This window comes from Dehalococcoidales bacterium (genome assembly GCA_035529395.1).
GTDB lineage: Bacteria > Chloroflexota > Dehalococcoidia > Dehalococcoidales > Fen-1064 > DUES01.
Genome location: DATKWT010000058.1, coordinates 17,883 through 36,125, shown reverse-complemented (window position 1 = coordinate 36,125; position 18,243 = coordinate 17,883). Strand labels below are relative to the sequence as shown.

The window sequence follows — 18,243 nt, the reverse complement described above, 5'->3', positions numbered from 1 at the left end:
ATTGAAACTCTATGCGTGTTTTTCCAGTGCCCTTCTACCGCCGATTTCGTGCTTGATGCACCACTGCTGTACTGCATCGACGACAGTGTCCGGTTCGTCACATATCCGCAGCAGGTCGAAGTCGTCTTCGGAGATATATCCCCGAGCCTGAACAGTGCTTCTCAGCCATTCGAGGAAACCACTCCAGTACTGGCTGTCAAAGAGTATCACCGGAAAAGGTCGTATCTTGAATGTCTGTATCAACGTCAGCACCTCGGTTACCTCATCTAGTGTCCCCAGACCGCCGGGCATAATAACGAAGGCTATGGCGTATTTCACCAGCATGACCTTGCGCACGAAGAAGTGGTGAAAGGTTATCGACTTCGTGGTATAGGGATTGGGGTTCTGTTCCTCCGGTAACTCTATATTCAGACCTACGGAAGTTACGCCGGCAGCCAGGGCTCCTTTGTTGGCTGCCTCCATAACACCGGGACCGCCGCCGGTTATTATCGAGAAGCCGCTCTCACCGAGACGGCGTGCGACTTCTTCTGTCCGCGCGTAAAGCTCATCGCCCGGCTGCACCCGGGCCGAGCCATAGATGCTCACCGCTGGTTCGACTCCTGAGAGTGTATCGAAGCCCTCCACCAGCTCTCCCATTATGCGGAACATGCGCCAGGACTCTTCCTTGGCCATTTCATTGATTTCGTAATCGTATGCCATACTGCCCTCCCTGTACATCGAATACTATCATATTGTGTGTTGGCAGTGGTAACCCGGCGGTTATGTGAGTGACCGGTGAATTCATGGCTCTGGCTGCCATCCATGTAGAGGCGACGACTGGTTCCGGTCTCCGGGTTCCGTTGACTATGGCTGAGAAGACGGGTGACATCCAGGCGTTTCTGGTGAAGGTAGTTAGCAACGACGGCTTTATGCCGCTTGTGCGCACACTCAAAGATGTCGGTTGTCAGGGCTGTAATACGCTGAAAGTATGCGGCCCCTGTGGGACAGGAAACCGGAGGCAGCCTGCCAGGTGTCGCTCTGGCACCCTATGGTCAGTCTCGGACAGCTGTTCGAAGAGCAGGCTATCTGCCTACTGGGCGGAGAGGCCGCCGTCAATGGGTATCGTCTGCCCGGTTATGTAGGAAGAATCCTCCGATGCCAGGAACAGCACTGTCGCTGCTGTCTCCTCTGCTTTGCCGTGTCGTTTCAGCGGTACCCTTTCCTCAACACGGCGAATACGCTTCTCGGTCATAATCGGCGCTACCAGGGGTGTGTCCATGAGGCCCGGGGCCACGCAGTTCACCCTGATGTTGTCCTTCGCCAGGGCGACGGCAAGACACCGGGTCAGGGCAATGACGCCGGCCTTGGACGCCGAGTAGGCGTAGATACCGTGGGAGTGGTAGGCTGCCATAGACGAGTTGTTGACTATCGTGCCGCCGCCATTCTTGACCATCTCGGGGACGGCGTATTTGCACATCAGGAGAACGCTCTTCAGATTGAGGTCCATCGTCGCATCCCACTCCTCGACGGTAACCTTGAGGCCGGTACCTCCGTAGGCACCACCGACATTGTTGAAGAGAATGTCCAGTTTTCCGTAGGTGGCGATTGCCGTCTCTACGAGTTTCCTGGCACCCTGTTCACTGGTGACGTCGGCCTGGACTGCGACAGCTTCACCACCTTCGCTGTGAATGATGCCTGCGGTCTCCTCGGCGGCCTCCAGATTCAGGTCAGCGGCAATGACCCTGGCCCCTTCCCTGGCGAAGAGAATCGCCGTGGCTTTGCCGTTACCCATACCGGGTCTTATCGAACCGGCTCCTGACACTACTGCAACCTTATTCTTTAGCCTCATTTTTCCATCACCTCAAAGACGGCGCTGAGATACCGGGTCCGAACCCTGTAGAATGCTTCCGGTGGGTTCTGCTGCCAGAATATACGACCGTAATAGCCGGCGTCAAGGAATGAGAGTACTGAAGGTATCGACCTCTAGCCCCGGTACTTATTGGAAGGCATTCATCAGTGAAGCCGCTTACCTCCAGCCAGTGACTGTACTGGACATGCACGGGTACATTTAGAGACGAGAGGGGCTGGGTTTTCTCAGGCTCAATACTGGTTCCCACGTCGTCAGTCTCAGCCCTATCTGTCGTCACAAGGTTAGTGTATCCGCATTGGCCTGTTTCAGAGCTTCATCCACATCTCCATGTGTTCGATACCAGCCTCCCAGAAGGGAGAGCCTGTTTCCTGGAAGCCGTGCAAGCTATAGAACCCGGTGACGGTTGTCTGAGCATGCAGGACCGCCTGCTCTATACCTCTGTTTCTTAGCTCATGCTTCACGAAGGAGAGAATGGCGCTGCCGATACCTTTGCGCCGGAACGGTTCCAGAACGGCCATCCTTTCTATCTTCGCCTGGTTGTGGGTCGGAAATCTGACCCTGGCCGTACCAACGACTATATCCCTGTTTCTAGCAATAACGTGCAACGCTTCGCCGTCAAGGCCGTCATACTCAAGGGCTTCAGCGACACCCTGCTCCTGGACAAAGACCAGTCGCCTGACACCAAAGGCACTCTGGAGTTCCATGTCACTGGTGACCAGTTTGCAGGTGAAATCATTCATGATTACGTGTCACCCTGAGTTTACCTGCTGGCTTTGCCAGCAGGCCGAAGCCGAAGGGTCTCACCCTGCGGAACATACTACCTGGTATTTCTGCAACTGAGTACCAGTGGGAACTATGACCTCGGCCTGAACCTGGGAAGACTGAATTCCCCGGTGATGTCTTCCCAGACTACTTCCACGGGCATATCGCACTCAATCTCGTGGGGTTCGCAGCCAACAAGGTTGCTGAGGAAATGAGGCCCTTCCTCAAGTCCAATCACTGCGGTTACATAGGGCACCTCGCCCTCAAATCCTGGATGATACGCCTGGTGGTAGATAGCATAGGTGTACACCGTGCCCTTCCCGGTGGCTTGTACCAACTCAGTATCATGAGAGTGGCAGTTGGGGCAGAGTATTGAAGGCGGCCAGCGAACCAGACCACAATTGAGACACTTCTGAAACAGCAGCCTGTGCTCCCGGCAACCATCCCAGAAGAACCTGTCATCGGCATTCGGCTGAGGTAACGGTTTCTGATAGGTCATTTTTAGACTACAACCTCCTTAGGATGGCGGTCGCGTGGGTCTGGAGTATGCCACCGTTATCACTGCATAGCAAAATTTCAGGCGTCCTGGTGTCGGTCCTGGGCCCCAACTGTCTCTCCCCACACCTGCCCATCAACTGCATGGTCGCTTCCGTGAGCTGCGTCAGGCCCATGAAGTAAGCCTCCGAGAGTTGACCGCCGGACGTATTGACCGGCATGCTGCCGCCCGGCTCGATAGTGCCGTTTTTGAACCAATCCTCACCCTCCCCGGGTCCGAAGAAACCGTAGTCCTGTAGTGTAATCTCTACCGTGTAGGTGAAACAGTCGTATATCTCGCAGGCATCGATATCATCCACTGTAATCCCGGCCATTGACAGTGCTGTCATCCCCGATATCTTCGCACCGGTAGGGCCAGCCATATTGGTTGCCTGCTCAATCTCACAGGACGGGTTGTGCTGCCCTATTCCCATAATGGCGACCACCGGATGTCTCAAGTCACGAGCCCGCTCAACAGAGGTTATCACACAGGCACGACCGCCGTCAGTAACCAGGCAGTTATCGAAGAGTCTCAGCGGCTCCACCACCCACCTGGAGCTGTAGTAGTCCTCAAAGGTCATCGTGCGGTCATGCATCATGGCCATCGGGTTGAGATTGGCCCACTTCCTCTGACCTGCGGCAATATGCTTCCATGTTTCCGGACCGGTCTTGAAGGTGTGCATGGCTCTTCGTGCAGCCATGGCATAGCCGGATGTTGCCCCGAACTGTCCGAAGACCGCCTTATTGTGGTCCTCTATCCGCTGTCCGAAGAAACGCCCTCCCGAGAGTGGGTTGTGGGCATATGAGATGACTGCATAGTTGCACAGTCCTGCTTCAAGCCAGCCCAGGGCATTGAGAAGCTGGCTCCGGGCACAATTGGCTTCCTGGCTCATTACGTTAGGGGCCAGTCCGAGTTGCTGTGCCACCAGGTAGGGTGTTACATCAGGTTCGCCGCCAAGAGAAGGGAAGTGACGATAGCATATCAGACCATCGATGTCGTCCTTACCCAATCCGGCGTCTTTGATGGCATTGCTGACTGCTTCTACATGAAAGCTCAAGGCTGTCCTGTTGGGCACGCGTCCCTGCGGGGTATAGCCCACGCCAACAATGGCGTACCTGTCCTTCAGATTCACCGGTACTTACCTCCCTTGCTGCTCTCATCGAGAGCGTATTGCCTGATACTGTCTGATACAAACCCAATCCCAATGAAACCATGGGCGAGGTTACTTCTTGACCATCTCAAGCAGTTGGACCGTGCCCTGGCAAGTCAAGCGACGTCGTGCAATCACAGCCGTTAGCTCTCCGTTACCGCAAACATCAGCATAGCGTGCTTAAGCCCAGAGAATCCTTCCGTAGCCGTTCAGTCTCGCTCGCTTCGTAAGTCCTGCTACATGAAACGGGGAATGCATCTTGAATCATACAGACACTACTACACGGAGTCAATCCGGCCGGGGGAGTTGAGCAAACGACATTTTCAGCGTGTCGTGCCGTGTAGTAAAGGATGCCCGGGCGAACGCAGTAACTGCAAAATGCGACGGGGTGTGATAGGAGCAGAAATGGCTTCTCTCCCTCCCCGGGATGACTTTCTGTAATCGTTGATACTATACTGTCATTATACATATTCTGTATTCTTCATCCTGTTCTCATTAGCTGAGGTCAACAGTGTCGGCCATGAGATTCAAGAAAAGAACATATGGCAGCATCAGGGAATTCTTCGCTGATCTGTGCTTTCTTATCAGGCACAGGAAACGACTGAGGGAATTAAAGAGTAAGGAACTGATATCACCAGCTTTCCAGGAAAGGCTCATGCTCGCTGTAACGGCAGTAGACGGCTGTCGCTATTGTTCCTACTTTCATACCAGGCAGGCTTTGAAAAGCGGGGTTACCCAGGAAGAAATCGGCCAGCTATTATCGGGAGATACTGACGTCTGTCCCAAGGAAGAGGGCTTGGCCGTCATCTATGCACAGCACTGGGCTGAATCCAATGCTAATCCTGGCCCCGAGGCCGTTCTGAAGCTGCAGGAGACATATGGTGTTGAAAAGGCGGAAGCCGTTGACCTGGTGCTCCGGATGGTTCGGCTGGGCAACCTAGCGGGGAACTCCTTTGACTACCTGCTGTATCGGATGTCCCTTGGCAAGTGGCAAAGATAGAGTTCAACATATCGGCAGTCTCCTGGTCTGCAAGAAGACAGATGGTTCAATAATGATACCGGGTCTGTGAATCTTCGGAGCATTCCAGGCAATGACCCGATGGGTGCCAGCGGACTACTCCGACAGCTCGTACCCACTTCTTCCCCGCCTTAAACGGTCTCCTTGCGCCGTAGCTTGCGATAGTAGACCGAAGGGGAGAGATACAGACCTGCCACCGGGTTATGACCGAAGACCCTGTCCTTGGCCACCAGCACGGTCACCGGGGCCTGGGAGTACTTGAAGAACAGCGAATCATGCCCTACACAAAGTCCCACCAGCACGTTGAACTCCGTGCCCTCGTCGTTTAATATTTCAGCCTGGGATATGGGGCTACACATCGATTCCCAATTACCTGGGCCTCTAAACTTGCTTATTATCTTTTCCTCGTCCTTGATGCCTATCCTCTCTTTGGGTATGCCGCCTGCCTTGCAGCAAACGGACACAACATCGAAGCCTCTCCTCTCCAGGATTGTGTTTAGTGTTTCGGCCTCACCCCTCAGGCCGTCGCAGAAGGCAATACCAAGCTTCTTGTAGCCCATCTTCCTGGCGAACTGCGCTGTCTCCTCTACCCTCGGGTAACGGGTAGTAAGGCCCTCGGGGAGGTTCATGTAGCACTCAGACTCTTGAATCGACGCCTGCCGGGCAAACTCCCTTATCTCCGGCTTGTCGTATTCCTGCAATGCTCGATTGATAACCTCTGACTTTGTCCTGGTCGGGCAGTTTGATGGTCCTTCTTGAGAATGCTCGCTGCCACACACTACTTTGTCACACCTGGCACACTCGACCTTCTCAGTCATAGAGTCCCCTCCTTGTCGAAATACATGAGACTTGTTGTGATTTTCCGGCCTAACTCTTTGCCAGTTCTATGCCCCTGTTAAGAGCCTTCAAATTAATTTCGAATGCTCTGGGGAAGCGCTCCTGTCAATAACAATATATTCATGGCACGCTGTTGTCAATCTCCGGCCGGGAACTTTATTGACAGGTAAATGCCGTATAGTCTATCCTCAATGCACGCAAAGGTTGGGAAAGAAAGAGGTCGTAGTACCAGATTTCCCGGTAAAAAAGGTGAATAGGGGGTAGTGGAGTGGAAGGTGTCCTCATTGCTCTGGCGCTGGTGATTGCCTATCTGTTCGGCTCCATTCCCTCGGCATACCTTATCGGTCGGCTGAGGAAAGGAACGGATATTCGTGAGATAGGTACCCGGAACATGGGTGCGATGAATGTCTTCTATAACGTTGGCTTCTGGTGGGGTGCCCTTGTCCTGGCGATTGATATGGGGAAAGGGGCTGCCGCAGTCGCGGTGGCTGGCGCCTTTGGCGTGCCGGAGATAGTGCAGTTCCTCGCCGGTGGAGCCGCTGTTCTAGGCCACAGTTTCCCGGTCTTTCTGCGCTTTAGTGGTGGTAAGGGAGGCGCAACCTGTATTGGTATCCTGTTCTTCGTAATGCCGTGGGGCATACCAATTTACCTTGGTATCTTCGGGCTGACTCTGCTGCTAACACGCTATCCCACTTTTAGCTATAGTCTGCCACTGCTCTGTTTCCCGTTTGTCGGCTGGTTGAAATATGACAGGTGGGAGCTAATCGTTTTCTCCGTGGTGCTGTTGCTGATACCGCTTATCAGGTATATCCCACGGTTGAAGGAGATGCGGGGCAAGGCGGAAAACTGGGGTCACGTATTTCGCCGTAAAAGCCTGGAGGACAGGTTCTAAGAATGCAAAGGTTGCCGGCAGCCCTGACGATGATGTCGGGACAGTCCGACAACCTTCTTGTTGACCCGTAATTATTGAATTCGTAGTGTCAGTCAGACCAAAAGTACTGACGGCAGCTAGCTCTTCGAGGGGAGAACGACCACGGCGGTGCCGGGTGTAGTCTTTTCACCCTTGGAGTTCTCCAGCCAGATATCACACTCCACGATATGCTCGTTACCCTCAACATGCTTCTTGGTCACCACACCTTTGCAGGTGAGAGCGTCATTGGGGATGTCCATGCCGCGGTAGCTGCAGCCGTAGCTCTTTATTATACCCTCATTACCGGCCCAATCTCCGACGAGCTGGCCCAGCCAGGCGCTCTTCAAGGCTCCGTGAATGATTAATCCGGGCAGGTTATTGCCCAGGGCGAAGTCCTTGTCGTAGTGTATCTGATAGAAGTCTCCGGAGGCCCCGGCCCAGCGTACCAGCTGCTGGGTGGTGGCGTTCTTCGCCAGTGGGGTTACCTCTGTTCCTTCCTGTACGTCTTCAAAGTAAAGCTGTTCAGCCATTTCCTTCTCCTTTCCTTCCCGGCAGTTAGTAGCTGATGCCAGTGCTGCGTGCCTTGGCGACTATCTCTCCGCCCTGGTTCTTAAAGGTGGTCTCATTGATGATGATTAGCATCTTGCCCATGCCGCCTGTTCTCTCGCGGATTTCGGCGAGCTTGCCAGTAGCGGATATGGTATCGCCTGCCTGTATCGTCTTGAAGAACTCGTAATCATTACCGCCGTTAAGCATACGCGTAAACGGGCTCTGGAAACTACGCCGTCCGCCGCCAGCCTTGACGGGGAAGGCGTACTGGGCCATAAAGCCCGGTGGTGCAATGATACTGCGGTACCCCTTGCTCCTGGCGTATTCTTCATCACGGTAGAGTGGATTGGGGTCACCGATTGATTCCGCCCACCGTCTTATCGGTTCCTTCTCAATCTCGTATACGGAGGGTTCCGATTCCACGCCGATAGCGGCCTTCATCTCATCCGTAATTACCGAGTCTTCTGTCATAACTACACCTCCTTTGTTATAGCGTCAGTAAGCGTTCGTCTGATATTATAGCACAACCGGAATGATGTGCAATAGTATGCGTACTTTAGTACGCGTACTCCCCTGACCCGTCGATTCTTTGGGGGAGACCTTACCTGTCATTGCGAGGAGCCGGAGGCGACATGGTCCTTCTCTGGAAGGACACGCAATCCCTACGGGATTGCCGCAATCTATGGAAATGGAGGTGAGATTGCGCGCCACTGGACTCAGTGGCGCTCGCTTCGGCCTGCTGGCTTTACCAGCAGGATCGCTCGCAAAGACGTGGAAATCCGTCGATAGAGCTAGTGTAGTGCTTCTAACGGTACGTTAGTTTGCCGAGACTTCGAAAGTAGGTCCCAGTCGAGCCGTCCTTATTAAGGGTTTGGAATCAGCATCGTCATACAAAATAACGATATATAGGAAGCACTACACTAGCACTCCTGAGGTGGGCATTCTGAATCTGGACTCACTTTAGTACGCATACTCGCAGCCCGGCATTGATACACCGGTATGCCAGACCTGCTATAATACTGGCGGGATTCCTGCTGGAATCCCGCAGAGACCCTATCCAGGGAGGTAAGAAATGTCCGTCTACCTTATGCTCACCACGCTAACTGACGCCGGCAGGAAGGCCATCCAGGAAGACCCCGAAGCCCTCCAGGGAATCAACAAAGAGATGGAGCTCATGGGGGTAAAAATCATTGACCAGTACGCCCTTCTGGGGCAGTACGACTTCGTCAATATCGTGGAGGCCCCCAGCAATGAGGCGATCGCCAAGCTGGCAATACGGCTCAGTGCCCGCGGGATGTACCAGACACTGACACTGGCGGCGATAACTATCGCTGATCTCATCGAGACCCTTAAGGAACGTGAAACACCCTGGTAATCTGTTTCACACCATACCTTCTCCTATATCGGCAGATTATGCTCGGTGATACGGATGGCTGACAACTTGCAGCAGGCTCCGGGTCAGCTTTGACCTGCCGTAGTGGGTTGTGATACAGTGTACCGAGCGTGCTGGAAGCGTCATCGCACGTGAAGTCCTCCCATCCGGGAGGCCTCTTTGAATGGGGACTGATGTCCGGTCAGGTCTAAGAACTGCGATTCTATTGTCGGAGGTTGAACCGGTGAAGAAAAATACCCTGGTAATTCTGGTATCCCTGGTAGTGGCTCTATGTGTGTTACCGGGCTGCCAGAGCGAAGAACAGCCACTTGAGACGATTGAGCTAACCTACAGTAACTTTTTCCCACCCACCCACCTGCACTCCATACTGGCGGAGGAGTGGATAAAAGAGGTCGAGAGCAGGACTGACGGAAAGGTCAAGATAACCTACTACCCCGGCGGTTCGCTGGTATCTGCACCGCAGACCTATGACGGCGTGGTCCAGGGCATTGCCGATATCGCCATGTCCGTCTTCGCCTACACGCCCGGGCGCTTCCCAGCCTGCGAATTGGTTGACCTGCCACATGCCTACCCTAATGGGTGGGTGGCTACCAGGGTCGCCAACGACTTCTACCAGGAGTTCAAGCCTGCCGAGCTCGATGATACCCACCCCCTCTACTTCCACGCGCATGGTCCCGGAGTCATCTTCACCACCGAGAAAGCCGTACGCACCATGGAAGACCTCAAGGGCCTGGTAATAAGGTCCACCGGTATTGGTGCCAGTATTGTAGAGGCCCTCGGAGCGGAGGGCTACGGCGCCTCCCAGGGGGAGGCTTATGAGATGCTCTCCAAGAACGTCGTCAACGGTAGTTTCACACCTCGGGAGGTTCTCAAGGGGTGGAAACAGGCCGATGTAGTGAAATACGTGACCGGCTGCTACGATGTCGGCAACACGACCATGATGTTCGTGGTTATGAACAAGGACAAGTGGGATTCCCTGCCGGTCGACGTTCAGAAGGTTTTCAGCGATGTCAGTGAAGAATGGATTTTGAAGCACGGCCAGGTCTGGGACTACTACGATAAGGCCGGCATTGACTACTTCCTGAGCCTCGGTGGTGACCGGGAGGTTATCGAGCTTCCTGAAGCAGAAATGGCCCGCTGGGTAGAGGTGGCAGTAGACCCACTGATTGAGCAGTATATAGCTGATAAGACAGAAGCGGGATTAAGCGCGGCCGAGTATCAGGCCTACATACTGGAGCGAGTTGCCTACTGGGGCAGCCGGACACCGACAGCTGAACAGAGTGCCCAGTGGGTTGAGGATGAGCTGGTACCACTCCTTCCGCAAGACTAGTCAACCGGCAGATAGCAGCAAGTCAGGGTGTCCGCAGCAGGTAATCTGCCACGGGCACCCTGTTGGTTATATGGAGTTATGTCACGGATAGTTGAGCGCCTTGAGAGGTTTGCCGATAAATCATCACGCTGGGTGACCGTGATTGCCGGTATCGCCCTCGTGGGCATGCTGGCAATCACCATTGCCGATATCGTCGGCATCAAGCTCTTCAGCCAGCCGGTACCCGGAGCAATTGAGATAGTCGGCTACCTCGGGGTACTGGTAACGGCCTTTGCCCTCAGCTATACACTGTTAGAGCGCGGCCATGTCCAGGTAGAGTTCTTCACGACTCGAATGCCGCCACGGGTACAGTCGGCTGTTTCTGCCTTCGTATCTCTACTCGGCCTCGGTCTGTTCGCGCTACTCGCCTGGCGGAGCTTTGAATATGCCCGCATTGTCCAGACTACCGGCCAGGTCTCGATGACCCAGCGAATCCCGTTCCACCCCTTCATTTACGCCATAGCCTTCTGCTGTATCCCTGTCTGCCTGGTGATGCTGAGCCAGTTGCTGCGGGCAATTCTACAAGTGGTGAAGAAGTGAATCCCGTCATAGCAGGCATTATCGGCGTTGTCGCCCTGGTTGCCATCATGCTCGTCGGGATGCCGGTCGGATTCGCCATGGCATTCGTCGGGCTGGTCGGCTATGCCTTACTGGTATCGCCGGACGTTGGATTGAGCCGCCTTGCACTGGACTTCTTCGAGCAGTTCTCGTCCTATTCGCTTACCGTCATCCCGATGTTTATGCTAATGGGCTCCCTGGCCTATACCACAGGTATGAGTCGCAGACTCTATGACGCCAGTCACAAGCTCTTTGGCCAGGTGCGTGGTGGTCTTGTCATGGCAACCATTGCCGGCTGCGCCGGCTTCGCCGCCATTTGTGGGTCAACCACGGCAACCGCGGCAGCCATGGGCCGTGTCTCCCTGCCGGAGATGAAGCGCTACGGCTGTGATGACTCACTGGCGACGGGTAGTGTTGCCGCAGCCGGTAGCCTCGGTATCCTCATTCCGCCAAGCACCATATTCATCGTCTACGGGATACTTACGGAGCAGTCCATCGGGAAGCTCTTTATGGCGGGGGTCTTCCCGGGTCTGTTGCTGGCGGTGCTCTTTATAACCGTAGTTTTTCTGTTATGCTGGCGTAACCCTTCGCTGGCACCGGCCGGAAAACCGACCACGTGGCGGGAGAAGATTGCCGGACTTGGCAGCACCACCGAGATGCTCATCCTCTTTGCTCTGGTAATGGGCGGGCTCTTCCTGGGATGGTTTGACCCGACCAAGGCAGGAGCAGTCGGTGCTGCCGGTGCGCTGCTCATCGGACTATCTCGGCGTCAGATCACCTGGGAGGGATTCCGCTTTGCCGTTACAGATGCGCTGAAGGTCACCTGTCAGGTTATTGTTATCATCACCGGGGCTGTCCTCTTCGGACACTTCATTGCCGTGACCAGAATCCCCTTCATGCTGGCCGAGTGGGTGGGCGGGCTGCCGTTACCAACAACGGCCATCATGGCCATAATAATCCTCATGTACCTGCTGGGTGGCTTTTTCATGGATGCCCTCGCCCTGATTACCCTCACCATACCTATTATCTACCCGCTGGTGATGACTCTGGGGTTTGACCCCATCTGGTTTGGTGTGATAATTGTACTGGTAACGGAGATGGGCGTAATCACACCACCAGTGGGTATAAACGTCTATGTCATCAAGGGGATTGCCAAGGACGTGCCCCTGGAGACCATCTTCAAGGGGATATTCCCCTTCCTCGGCGCTCTTATTATTGCCGTAGCAATACTGATAGCCTGGCCCAAAATAGCCACATTCCTGCCCGGCCTGGCAGGTCCATAGCAGCGCCAAATTAATCAGGGCCACCGGAGGTTTACCGGTCAATGACCATAGTTGATATGCTCGAAAGGAATGCCGGGGAGTACCCGGATGAGACTGCCCTCATCGAGCTGAAGCCCAGCCAGGGGATAAGACGTCAGGTTACCTGGAAGGAATTCAATGATAGAGCGAACCGGATAGCGTGTGTGCTCACCGAGAGAGGTATCGACAAGGGTGACCGCGTCATTCACCTGATGATGAACTCGGTAGCCTGGCTGGAAGCCTATTTCGGTATCATCCGCACCGGTGCCTGGGCGGTCCCGCTCAACTTCCGGTTCAGTGCGAAGGACATCCGGTATTGCGTTGATATCTCCGAGGCGAGGGCAATGGTCCTCGGAGAGGAGTTTATCGACAGGATAGCCGAAATCCGCACGCATCTGTCCACCATCAGGGACTACCTGTTTGTCGGGCAGGACCTGCCCGATGGCATGGAAGACCTCGAGGCCCTTATTGCCGAGGCGTCTTCCCAATCATTGGACGTGCCGCTGGGAGATGACGACACCTGCGGTCTGTACTTCACCTCCGGGACCACCGGTGACCCGAAGCCAATTGTGCTCACTCACCGCAACATGGAGTTCGCCGCAATAACCGAGCAGCGCCACCATTATCAACGGCACGAAGATAACTTCGTTCTCATCCCACCGCTATACCACACCGGCGCTAAGATGCACTGGTTCGGTAGCCTGCTCGTCGGGGGCAGGGCTACCATATTAACCGAGGTTAACCCGCAGAGCATCTTTGAGGCCGTGGACAGCGAGAGAGGGACAATCGTCTGGCTGCTGGTACCGTGGGCGCAGGATATCCTCGGTGCACTGGACCGTGGAGAACTCAGGATTGAGGACTACGACCTGAGTTGCTGGCGGCTGATGCACATCGGAGCCCAACCAGTGCCTCCCAGTCTGGTGCGACGCTGGAAAGAGTATTTCCCGGCAATGCAGTACGATACCAACTACGGTCTGAGTGAAGCGACCGGACCGGGGTGCGTCCATCTCGGAATAGAGAACGAGCACAAGGTAGGTGCAATCGGTAAGGCTGGAGAAGGCTGGCAGGTACGAATAGTCGGTGAACAGGGCAACGATGTTGCCCCCGGAGAGAACGGAGAGCTGCTCGTCAGGGGCGATGGTGTGATGAAGGAGTACCACAAGAATCCGGCCAGGACAGCCGAGACCCTGAGAAACGGCTGGCTATACACCGGCGATATCGCTAGGATGGACGATGACGGTTTCATCTACCTGACCGACCGGAAGAAGGACGTGGTGATTACTGGCGGTGAGAATATCTATCCGGTAGAAGTTGAGGACATCATCCAGAGTCATCCCGGGGTCTACGACGTTGCCGTAATCGGTATCCCTGACGAAAGACTGGGAGAGATAGCCGTAGCCGTAATCGACCCAAACCCCGGTGAGACCCTCACCGCAGACGATGTTCTGGCCTTCTGCGAAGAGCATTTGCCCCGCTATAAACGGCCACGCCGATTCTTTTTCGATAAAGTACCGCGTAACCCGACCGGTAAGATAGAAAAACCCGCCCTGAGGAAAAAGTACGGCGGGGGATGAGGCTGTACGGCATGTACATCGCATGGTCGTTCGCACCCCCTGAGATGCCGACCGGTGACTAATCCCCAGAATACGCCGGCAAGTAATCCTGACCTGACAACAACCATAGGCTTACCCGGACAGACTTCAGGGAGCAGAAAGTGAAACGCATGGACCAGGTACCTGGTCCATGCGTTTCTTAAAATGCAGGTTACTACTATCGCCTGTTCAGGCTCATCTTGCTGTAGCAATCGCTACAATATACCGGTCTGCCTTCACGGGGCTGGAACGGTACTTCGGTGTCTTTGCCACACTGGGCACACACCGCGGGGAACATCTGTCGCTGGCTCCTGAAACCGTAACCACCAGTACTCTGGCGGTTCGCTTTCCTTGCCTCACGACAGGAGGGACAGCGCTTGGGGTCGTTCTCGTATCCCTTGGAAGCAAAGAACTCCTGTTCCTCAGCGCTGAACGTGAAAGTGGCGCCACAATCGTAGCATGTTATGGTCCTGTCTTCGTAGGCCATGGATGACCTCCTCTCTTATATACTCGGTAAGAGTTTCGGTCATCTGACACTTGTATGTGGACCCGTTGGGATGTAACTTGAGGGTTGAATTAGTATGCAATAACCTACTCTAAAACCTATTATGTATTATACAGCAATTAAACCGAATTTGCAACCCAGGAATCAATGCCTGGCCAGCCGATATCATATCGAGGGAAACTGTTCTCCCGGTTACTCGCCTTCAGCCGGTGAAGGTTCTTCCTCAGGTTCAGCTACTTCTTCTGCTATCACGGGTTCTTCCACCTTAGCTATCGGCCGCAGTATGACCCGCACAACAACAAGCTCGGCGTCATCCTGGACCGTGACATCCTCATTGACTTCAATATCTTTTACCCGCAGGACCTGGTCCGGCTCTGAGAGAGAACTGACATCCAGGTCCAGACTACCCGGCATACTGGCCGGAAGACACTCGACAGCCAGCGTATTCAGCTCCTGCACTATCATGTGCTCTCTCGATTTCAAGATCGGTGCTTCCCCTACCAGGATAAGAGGCACGTCTATCTTCACCCGCTCTTTCATACTGACCTGAAAGAAATCCACATGGAGCAGCCCGCCTCTTACCGGCTCTCGGTGGACTCCACGGACTACGACTGGTCTTGGCTTTTTTTCCCCATGTATTTTGATGTTGATAAGCCTTGTCTGCCCCGCTCTGGATAATGTCTGTTGCAGACTTGTGGCATCGCACTGCAAGGCTAGTGACTCGACACCATGGCCAAAAAGATGAACAGGCATAATACCCTGGCGACGCAGGAACCTGACTTCCTTTCCCAGCATCTCCCGACGAGTGGTTTCCAGTTCTATATTCTCCATCCAGTCCCTCCTCCAGAGTTCAAGCCCCGGGATGCTACAGTACGTTGTAACCAGCTCCTATAGATCTCGTTAACAAGACGGAATAATGATTCATGCTGAACGGGCAGTCCGTTTCGTTCGAGTTCCCGGTGCCATCAGCAGGGCAATAATAGACGGGAGAAACGGTTTCCCTATCTCCGGTCTTGACCCGATGACGCGACCGGGCGTCTGTTCAAGTATACCACGAACCCCTGCCTGTGCGAAATGTGAACAGGATATTGGACCGAATATTCGGCCACGGTCCAAGTTTCAAACCGGTCACAATCAGCGAGAGGGGGCACTTGCTATCTGAGGCTCTTGCCGGCTGTGCTGGCCCAGTTTACCGGCGCTCTGCAGCGTGTCAGCCACGTCCTTCATGCCCAGCTCTTCCAGTCTGGCTCTGGCAGGCCAGCCGGTGCTGACGTCCCAGCCGCGTACGCCGTAGTACCTGTCTTTGAGGGCTTCCCACTGGTCTCTATCCAGTGGTGCAGCCAGTGTCTGGTCCCCACCAGCTATTTGCTCAAACCAGACGTGGCTCAAGGTATCATCTTCCCTTGTACGGTTCTCTCTGAGTACCATAATGGCTCTACGAAGGGCCCAGATTCTCTCTCCCGCTTCCCATAGCTTGTCTACACTGTAATCTATCCCGGTAACTGCGGACAGGACCTGGCTTTCAAAGATTCTTATATCCATAGCGGGTGGATGATAGAATGCGTATGGTATGCTTGCGTATTCACATATCGGCAGGGAATTCTTCAGACTCTGGTGGTTCTGTACCCAGGCGGTCTGATCTTCTGTTCGCTCATACACATTCTTTTTCCCGCCTGGAGTCATATCACCACCGGGTACTCCAAAGTGGGCAGCTATTTGTGGATACGGACCGAAAGTAAAGACGTAGTCGTGACAGGAGCTATATGGGTCTCTGGTGTCGGTAGCCCAGTGCAAAGCCGACCCCACGTTTTCTATATGATGGGATGTATAGCCCCTGGCCGGATATCGCTCTTGATACAGGTCCACAGCCCTCTGGCCTAGCTGCTCTGCCGCTCTACCCACGCCCTGGGACAGCAGACTGGTCCCGTCGGCTATTCCGTTCAGCAGCTCCGTGAGGAACTTGTGGTGAGCTTTCTGCCCGCCGTACTGCCGTTGCCCGGCATAGTCTATCTGCGGAATAGTTGATAAACCCAGGTCCTTTTTACTGGCAGCTCCGTAGCCGACGGCTGCCGTAAGGAATATCATCATTCCCAGCAGCTCGTAGTTGTTAATGCCCAGCTTCTGTGAGAGGATATTTCCTTCCCAGTAGCCCTCGGAACTGTCTCTGGTGAAATACCCGTACCACGCTTCGACACACATCTGGGCGCCTTTGCCTATGCCCGGGATATCGTAGAAACCCATGCACTGGTAGGGGCATCCGTAACAGCCGGCGAATTTTTTAAGATGGTTGATTTGCATGTCTGCCTTAATAACCTCTCCGCACAAGGGATATCTACCCCATGATTGTGCTGCTCCACTCAACCATTCACCCGCCGCCATCCTGTCACTGACCAGTCCCAGGAAATCGTCAGGTCTGGCAATCTTCAGAGAACCGGTCCCCCGGACGACTATTGCCTTCAGGTTCTTTGACCCCATGACAGCCCCGTAGCCACCCTGGCCGGCAGCGCTGGCAGTCTCATTCAGAATTATGGAAAGACGGGAGAGGTTCTCTCCGGCCGGGCCTATGGTCAGCACCGAGGCCCTGGGATGACTGCTCATCAGCGTTTGCTGTGTCTCAAAGGTGTCTACTCCCCACAGGTGCCTGGCGTCCTTGAGTTCCACATCATCGTTGTGTATCGACAGATAGACCGGTCTGTCCGCCTTCCCCAGAATGACTATGCCATCGTAGCCGGCGTACTTGAGCTCAGAAGGGAATTTCCCCCCGAACCCCGAATAGGCGAACAGCTCCTCCGGATAACACTGAGGCGCTATGCCGCAGACTTCGGCCCTGTTGAACGGCCCGCTGGCACCTGTCAGTGGGCCAACTGATATTAGAAGGGGGCTGTCAGGATGAAAAGCATCTACCTTCGGGCTTCCCAGTTCCCAGAATATCCTGGTGTTCAGCCCCACCCCTCCAATGAACTTCTCCGGTTCAAAGTCTGATGTGGGTACCCTGGTTATCCTGTTATTGGTGAGGTCAACCCAGAGAATACTCCCGGTCCAACCGTACGACTTCGCCATTTTCCTTCCTCTCATCCTTGGTTACATATCTCAGGGCCTTCATGGAGCAGTATTCGACGCATATCGGCCCCTTGTCTCTGCCCATGCACAGGTTGCAGGAGAAAACTACCTTCTTCTCGGGATGCAGTACTACCCTCGGTGGGTCAAACGGACAGGCTTCAATGCACTTCTCACAACCGGTGCAATTCTCTTCATTGACGTATCTGGCCCCGGTCACACTATCAATGCATAGAGCCGTGTCCTTCAGTGGGCAGGCAAAGTAGCAGCTTGGAGAACGACACTGCTGGCATACATTGAAGGTGAATTCGTAGGTAAAGGGGTCCCGGACTACTCCTGACCTGGCCAGCGCCGGACCCTGCTCACCTTCGTGATACAGCGAACACATCAGGCCACACACGCCGCAGCCGGAGCATATGGTCGGGTCATGTGTTATCACCCCGGATATCGGGACCTCCTCTTCTGTTTTTGTTGTGGACGGTGAGCAGGCAGCGAGACCGGCGATAGCACCAGTGATGGCAACAGCACCTGCCCCCGTAAGAAACTGCCTTCTGTCTATGCCTTTAGATTCCTTCCTGTCTTCTGGCATTTGTCATCTTTCCTTTCACAGAGCTAGTATCCGGATATGAAGTGACAGGGGTTGTACGCCAGGAGTGAAAAGCCGGAAACCAAGTTCCTGAGGCTCAGCCTCTCTTTTTCGCCACTGCAAGCAGTCTATCTGTGACGCTCGAAATGGCCCCGGGCAACCCGGTCTTTCTTATGAGCATCTAGTATGATATAGTACTGTCTTGACCCCGTCAAGCATCCTGGATAATGTTGCTTTGTCAATGGGCATCAATATTGCGTAGTCTACTCTGA

The 18,243-nt window shown here is 54.4% G+C and carries 19 protein-coding genes; 7 read left to right on the top strand and 12 right to left on the bottom strand.

Annotated features, from left to right (window positions below; all coding sequences use genetic code 11):
* Positions 1-9: 9 nt before the first annotated feature.
* From VMW13_03945 to VMW13_03925, 5 genes are all read right to left on the bottom strand, one after another.
* Positions 10-699, bottom strand: a complete 690-nt coding sequence (locus VMW13_03945; protein HUV43966.1) for a TIGR00730 family Rossman fold protein — start codon at positions 697-699, stop codon at positions 10-12.
* A gap of 370 nt (positions 700-1,069) precedes the next feature.
* The gene (locus tag VMW13_03940; GenBank protein ID HUV43965.1) at positions 1,070-1,828 is read right to left on the bottom strand and encodes an SDR family NAD(P)-dependent oxidoreductase; all 759 of its coding nucleotides are present in this window, start codon (positions 1,826-1,828) and stop codon (positions 1,070-1,072) included.
* Between the two features lie 326 nt (positions 1,829-2,154).
* Positions 2,155-2,589 carry a GNAT family N-acetyltransferase gene (locus VMW13_03935; GenBank protein HUV43964.1) on the bottom strand — a complete coding sequence of 145 codons (435 nt, stop codon included), beginning with the start codon at positions 2,587-2,589 and terminating at the stop codon, positions 2,155-2,157.
* A gap of 113 nt (positions 2,590-2,702) precedes the next feature.
* Positions 2,703-3,110, bottom strand: a complete 408-nt coding sequence (locus tag VMW13_03930) for a Zn-ribbon domain-containing OB-fold protein (GenBank protein ID HUV43963.1) — start codon at positions 3,108-3,110, stop codon at positions 2,703-2,705.
* Between the two features lie 7 nt (positions 3,111-3,117).
* Complete coding sequence (locus VMW13_03925; protein ID HUV43962.1) at positions 3,118-4,278, bottom strand: thiolase family protein; 1,161 nt, start codon at positions 4,276-4,278, stop codon at positions 3,118-3,120.
* Between the two features lie 538 nt (positions 4,279-4,816).
* Between VMW13_03925 and VMW13_03920 the strand changes: the two genes are divergently transcribed.
* Complete coding sequence (locus VMW13_03920) at positions 4,817-5,296, top strand: carboxymuconolactone decarboxylase family protein (protein HUV43961.1); 480 nt, start codon at positions 4,817-4,819, stop codon at positions 5,294-5,296.
* Between the two features lie 149 nt (positions 5,297-5,445).
* On the opposite strand, the gene VMW13_03915 is transcribed toward VMW13_03920, so the two are convergent.
* Complete coding sequence (locus VMW13_03915; GenBank protein HUV43960.1) at positions 5,446-6,132, bottom strand: DUF1847 domain-containing protein; 687 nt, start codon at positions 6,130-6,132, stop codon at positions 5,446-5,448.
* Between the two features lie 287 nt (positions 6,133-6,419).
* Here VMW13_03915 and VMW13_03910 point away from each other — a divergent pair, with 287 nt between their 5' ends.
* Positions 6,420-7,043, top strand: a complete 624-nt coding sequence (locus VMW13_03910; protein HUV43959.1) for a glycerol-3-phosphate acyltransferase — start codon at positions 6,420-6,422, stop codon at positions 7,041-7,043.
* 116 nt (positions 7,044-7,159) lie between these two features.
* Here the strand turns inward: VMW13_03910 and VMW13_03905 are convergent, their stop codons facing one another.
* Positions 7,160-7,591 (bottom strand): MaoC/PaaZ C-terminal domain-containing protein, encoded by a 432-nt coding sequence (locus VMW13_03905; protein HUV43958.1) that lies wholly within the window; start codon positions 7,589-7,591, stop codon positions 7,160-7,162.
* Between the two features lie 25 nt (positions 7,592-7,616).
* Positions 7,617-8,081: a MaoC family dehydratase N-terminal domain-containing protein gene (locus tag VMW13_03900; GenBank protein ID HUV43957.1), complete on the bottom strand. Its 465-nt coding sequence runs from the start codon at positions 8,079-8,081 to the stop codon at positions 7,617-7,619.
* A gap of 601 nt (positions 8,082-8,682) precedes the next feature.
* Here VMW13_03900 and VMW13_03895 point away from each other — a divergent pair.
* The 5 genes from VMW13_03895 to VMW13_03875 all read left to right on the top strand — a co-directional run bounded on the left by VMW13_03895 (position 8,683) and on the right by VMW13_03875 (position 13,805).
* Entirely contained in the window at positions 8,683-8,985 is a 303-nt protein-coding gene (locus tag VMW13_03895; protein HUV43956.1) for a GYD domain-containing protein, read from the top strand.
* Positions 8,986-9,166: 181 nt separating this feature from the next.
* Positions 9,167-10,333, top strand: a complete 1,167-nt coding sequence (locus tag VMW13_03890; protein HUV43955.1) for a TRAP transporter substrate-binding protein — start codon at positions 9,167-9,169, stop codon at positions 10,331-10,333.
* A gap of 78 nt (positions 10,334-10,411) precedes the next feature.
* Positions 10,412-10,912 carry a TRAP transporter small permease gene (locus VMW13_03885; GenBank protein HUV43954.1) on the top strand — a complete coding sequence of 167 codons (501 nt, stop codon included), beginning with the start codon at positions 10,412-10,414 and terminating at the stop codon, positions 10,910-10,912.
* Positions 10,909-12,213, top strand: coding sequence for a TRAP transporter large permease (locus VMW13_03880; protein ID HUV43953.1), 1,305 nt, complete (start codon positions 10,909-10,911; stop codon positions 12,211-12,213). Before VMW13_03885 ends, VMW13_03880 begins: the two co-directional genes overlap by 4 nt.
* 41 nt (positions 12,214-12,254) lie before the next feature.
* Complete coding sequence (locus VMW13_03875) at positions 12,255-13,805, top strand: AMP-binding protein (GenBank protein ID HUV43952.1); 1,551 nt, start codon at positions 12,255-12,257, stop codon at positions 13,803-13,805.
* 196 nt (positions 13,806-14,001) lie between these two features.
* Here the strand turns inward: VMW13_03875 and VMW13_03870 are convergent, their stop codons facing one another.
* The 4 genes from VMW13_03870 to VMW13_03855 all read right to left on the bottom strand — a co-directional run bounded on the left by VMW13_03870 (position 14,002) and on the right by VMW13_03855 (position 17,974).
* Positions 14,002-14,310, bottom strand: a complete 309-nt coding sequence (locus VMW13_03870) for a zinc-ribbon domain containing protein (GenBank protein HUV43951.1) — start codon at positions 14,308-14,310, stop codon at positions 14,002-14,004.
* 210 nt (positions 14,311-14,520) lie between these two features.
* Positions 14,521-15,159 carry a 50S ribosomal protein L25 gene (locus VMW13_03865; protein HUV43950.1) on the bottom strand — a complete coding sequence of 213 codons (639 nt, stop codon included), beginning with the start codon at positions 15,157-15,159 and terminating at the stop codon, positions 14,521-14,523.
* Between the two features lie 303 nt (positions 15,160-15,462).
* A complete protein-coding gene (locus VMW13_03860; protein ID HUV43949.1) occupies positions 15,463-17,388 on the bottom strand; it encodes an aldehyde ferredoxin oxidoreductase N-terminal domain-containing protein in 1,926 nt (641 codons plus the stop codon).
* Positions 17,345-17,974 carry a 4Fe-4S dicluster domain-containing protein gene (locus VMW13_03855; GenBank protein ID HUV43948.1) on the bottom strand — a complete coding sequence of 210 codons (630 nt, stop codon included), beginning with the start codon at positions 17,972-17,974 and terminating at the stop codon, positions 17,345-17,347. The genes VMW13_03860 and VMW13_03855 overlap by 44 nt, the downstream gene beginning before the upstream one ends.
* Between the last annotated feature and the right edge of the window lie 269 nt (positions 17,975-18,243).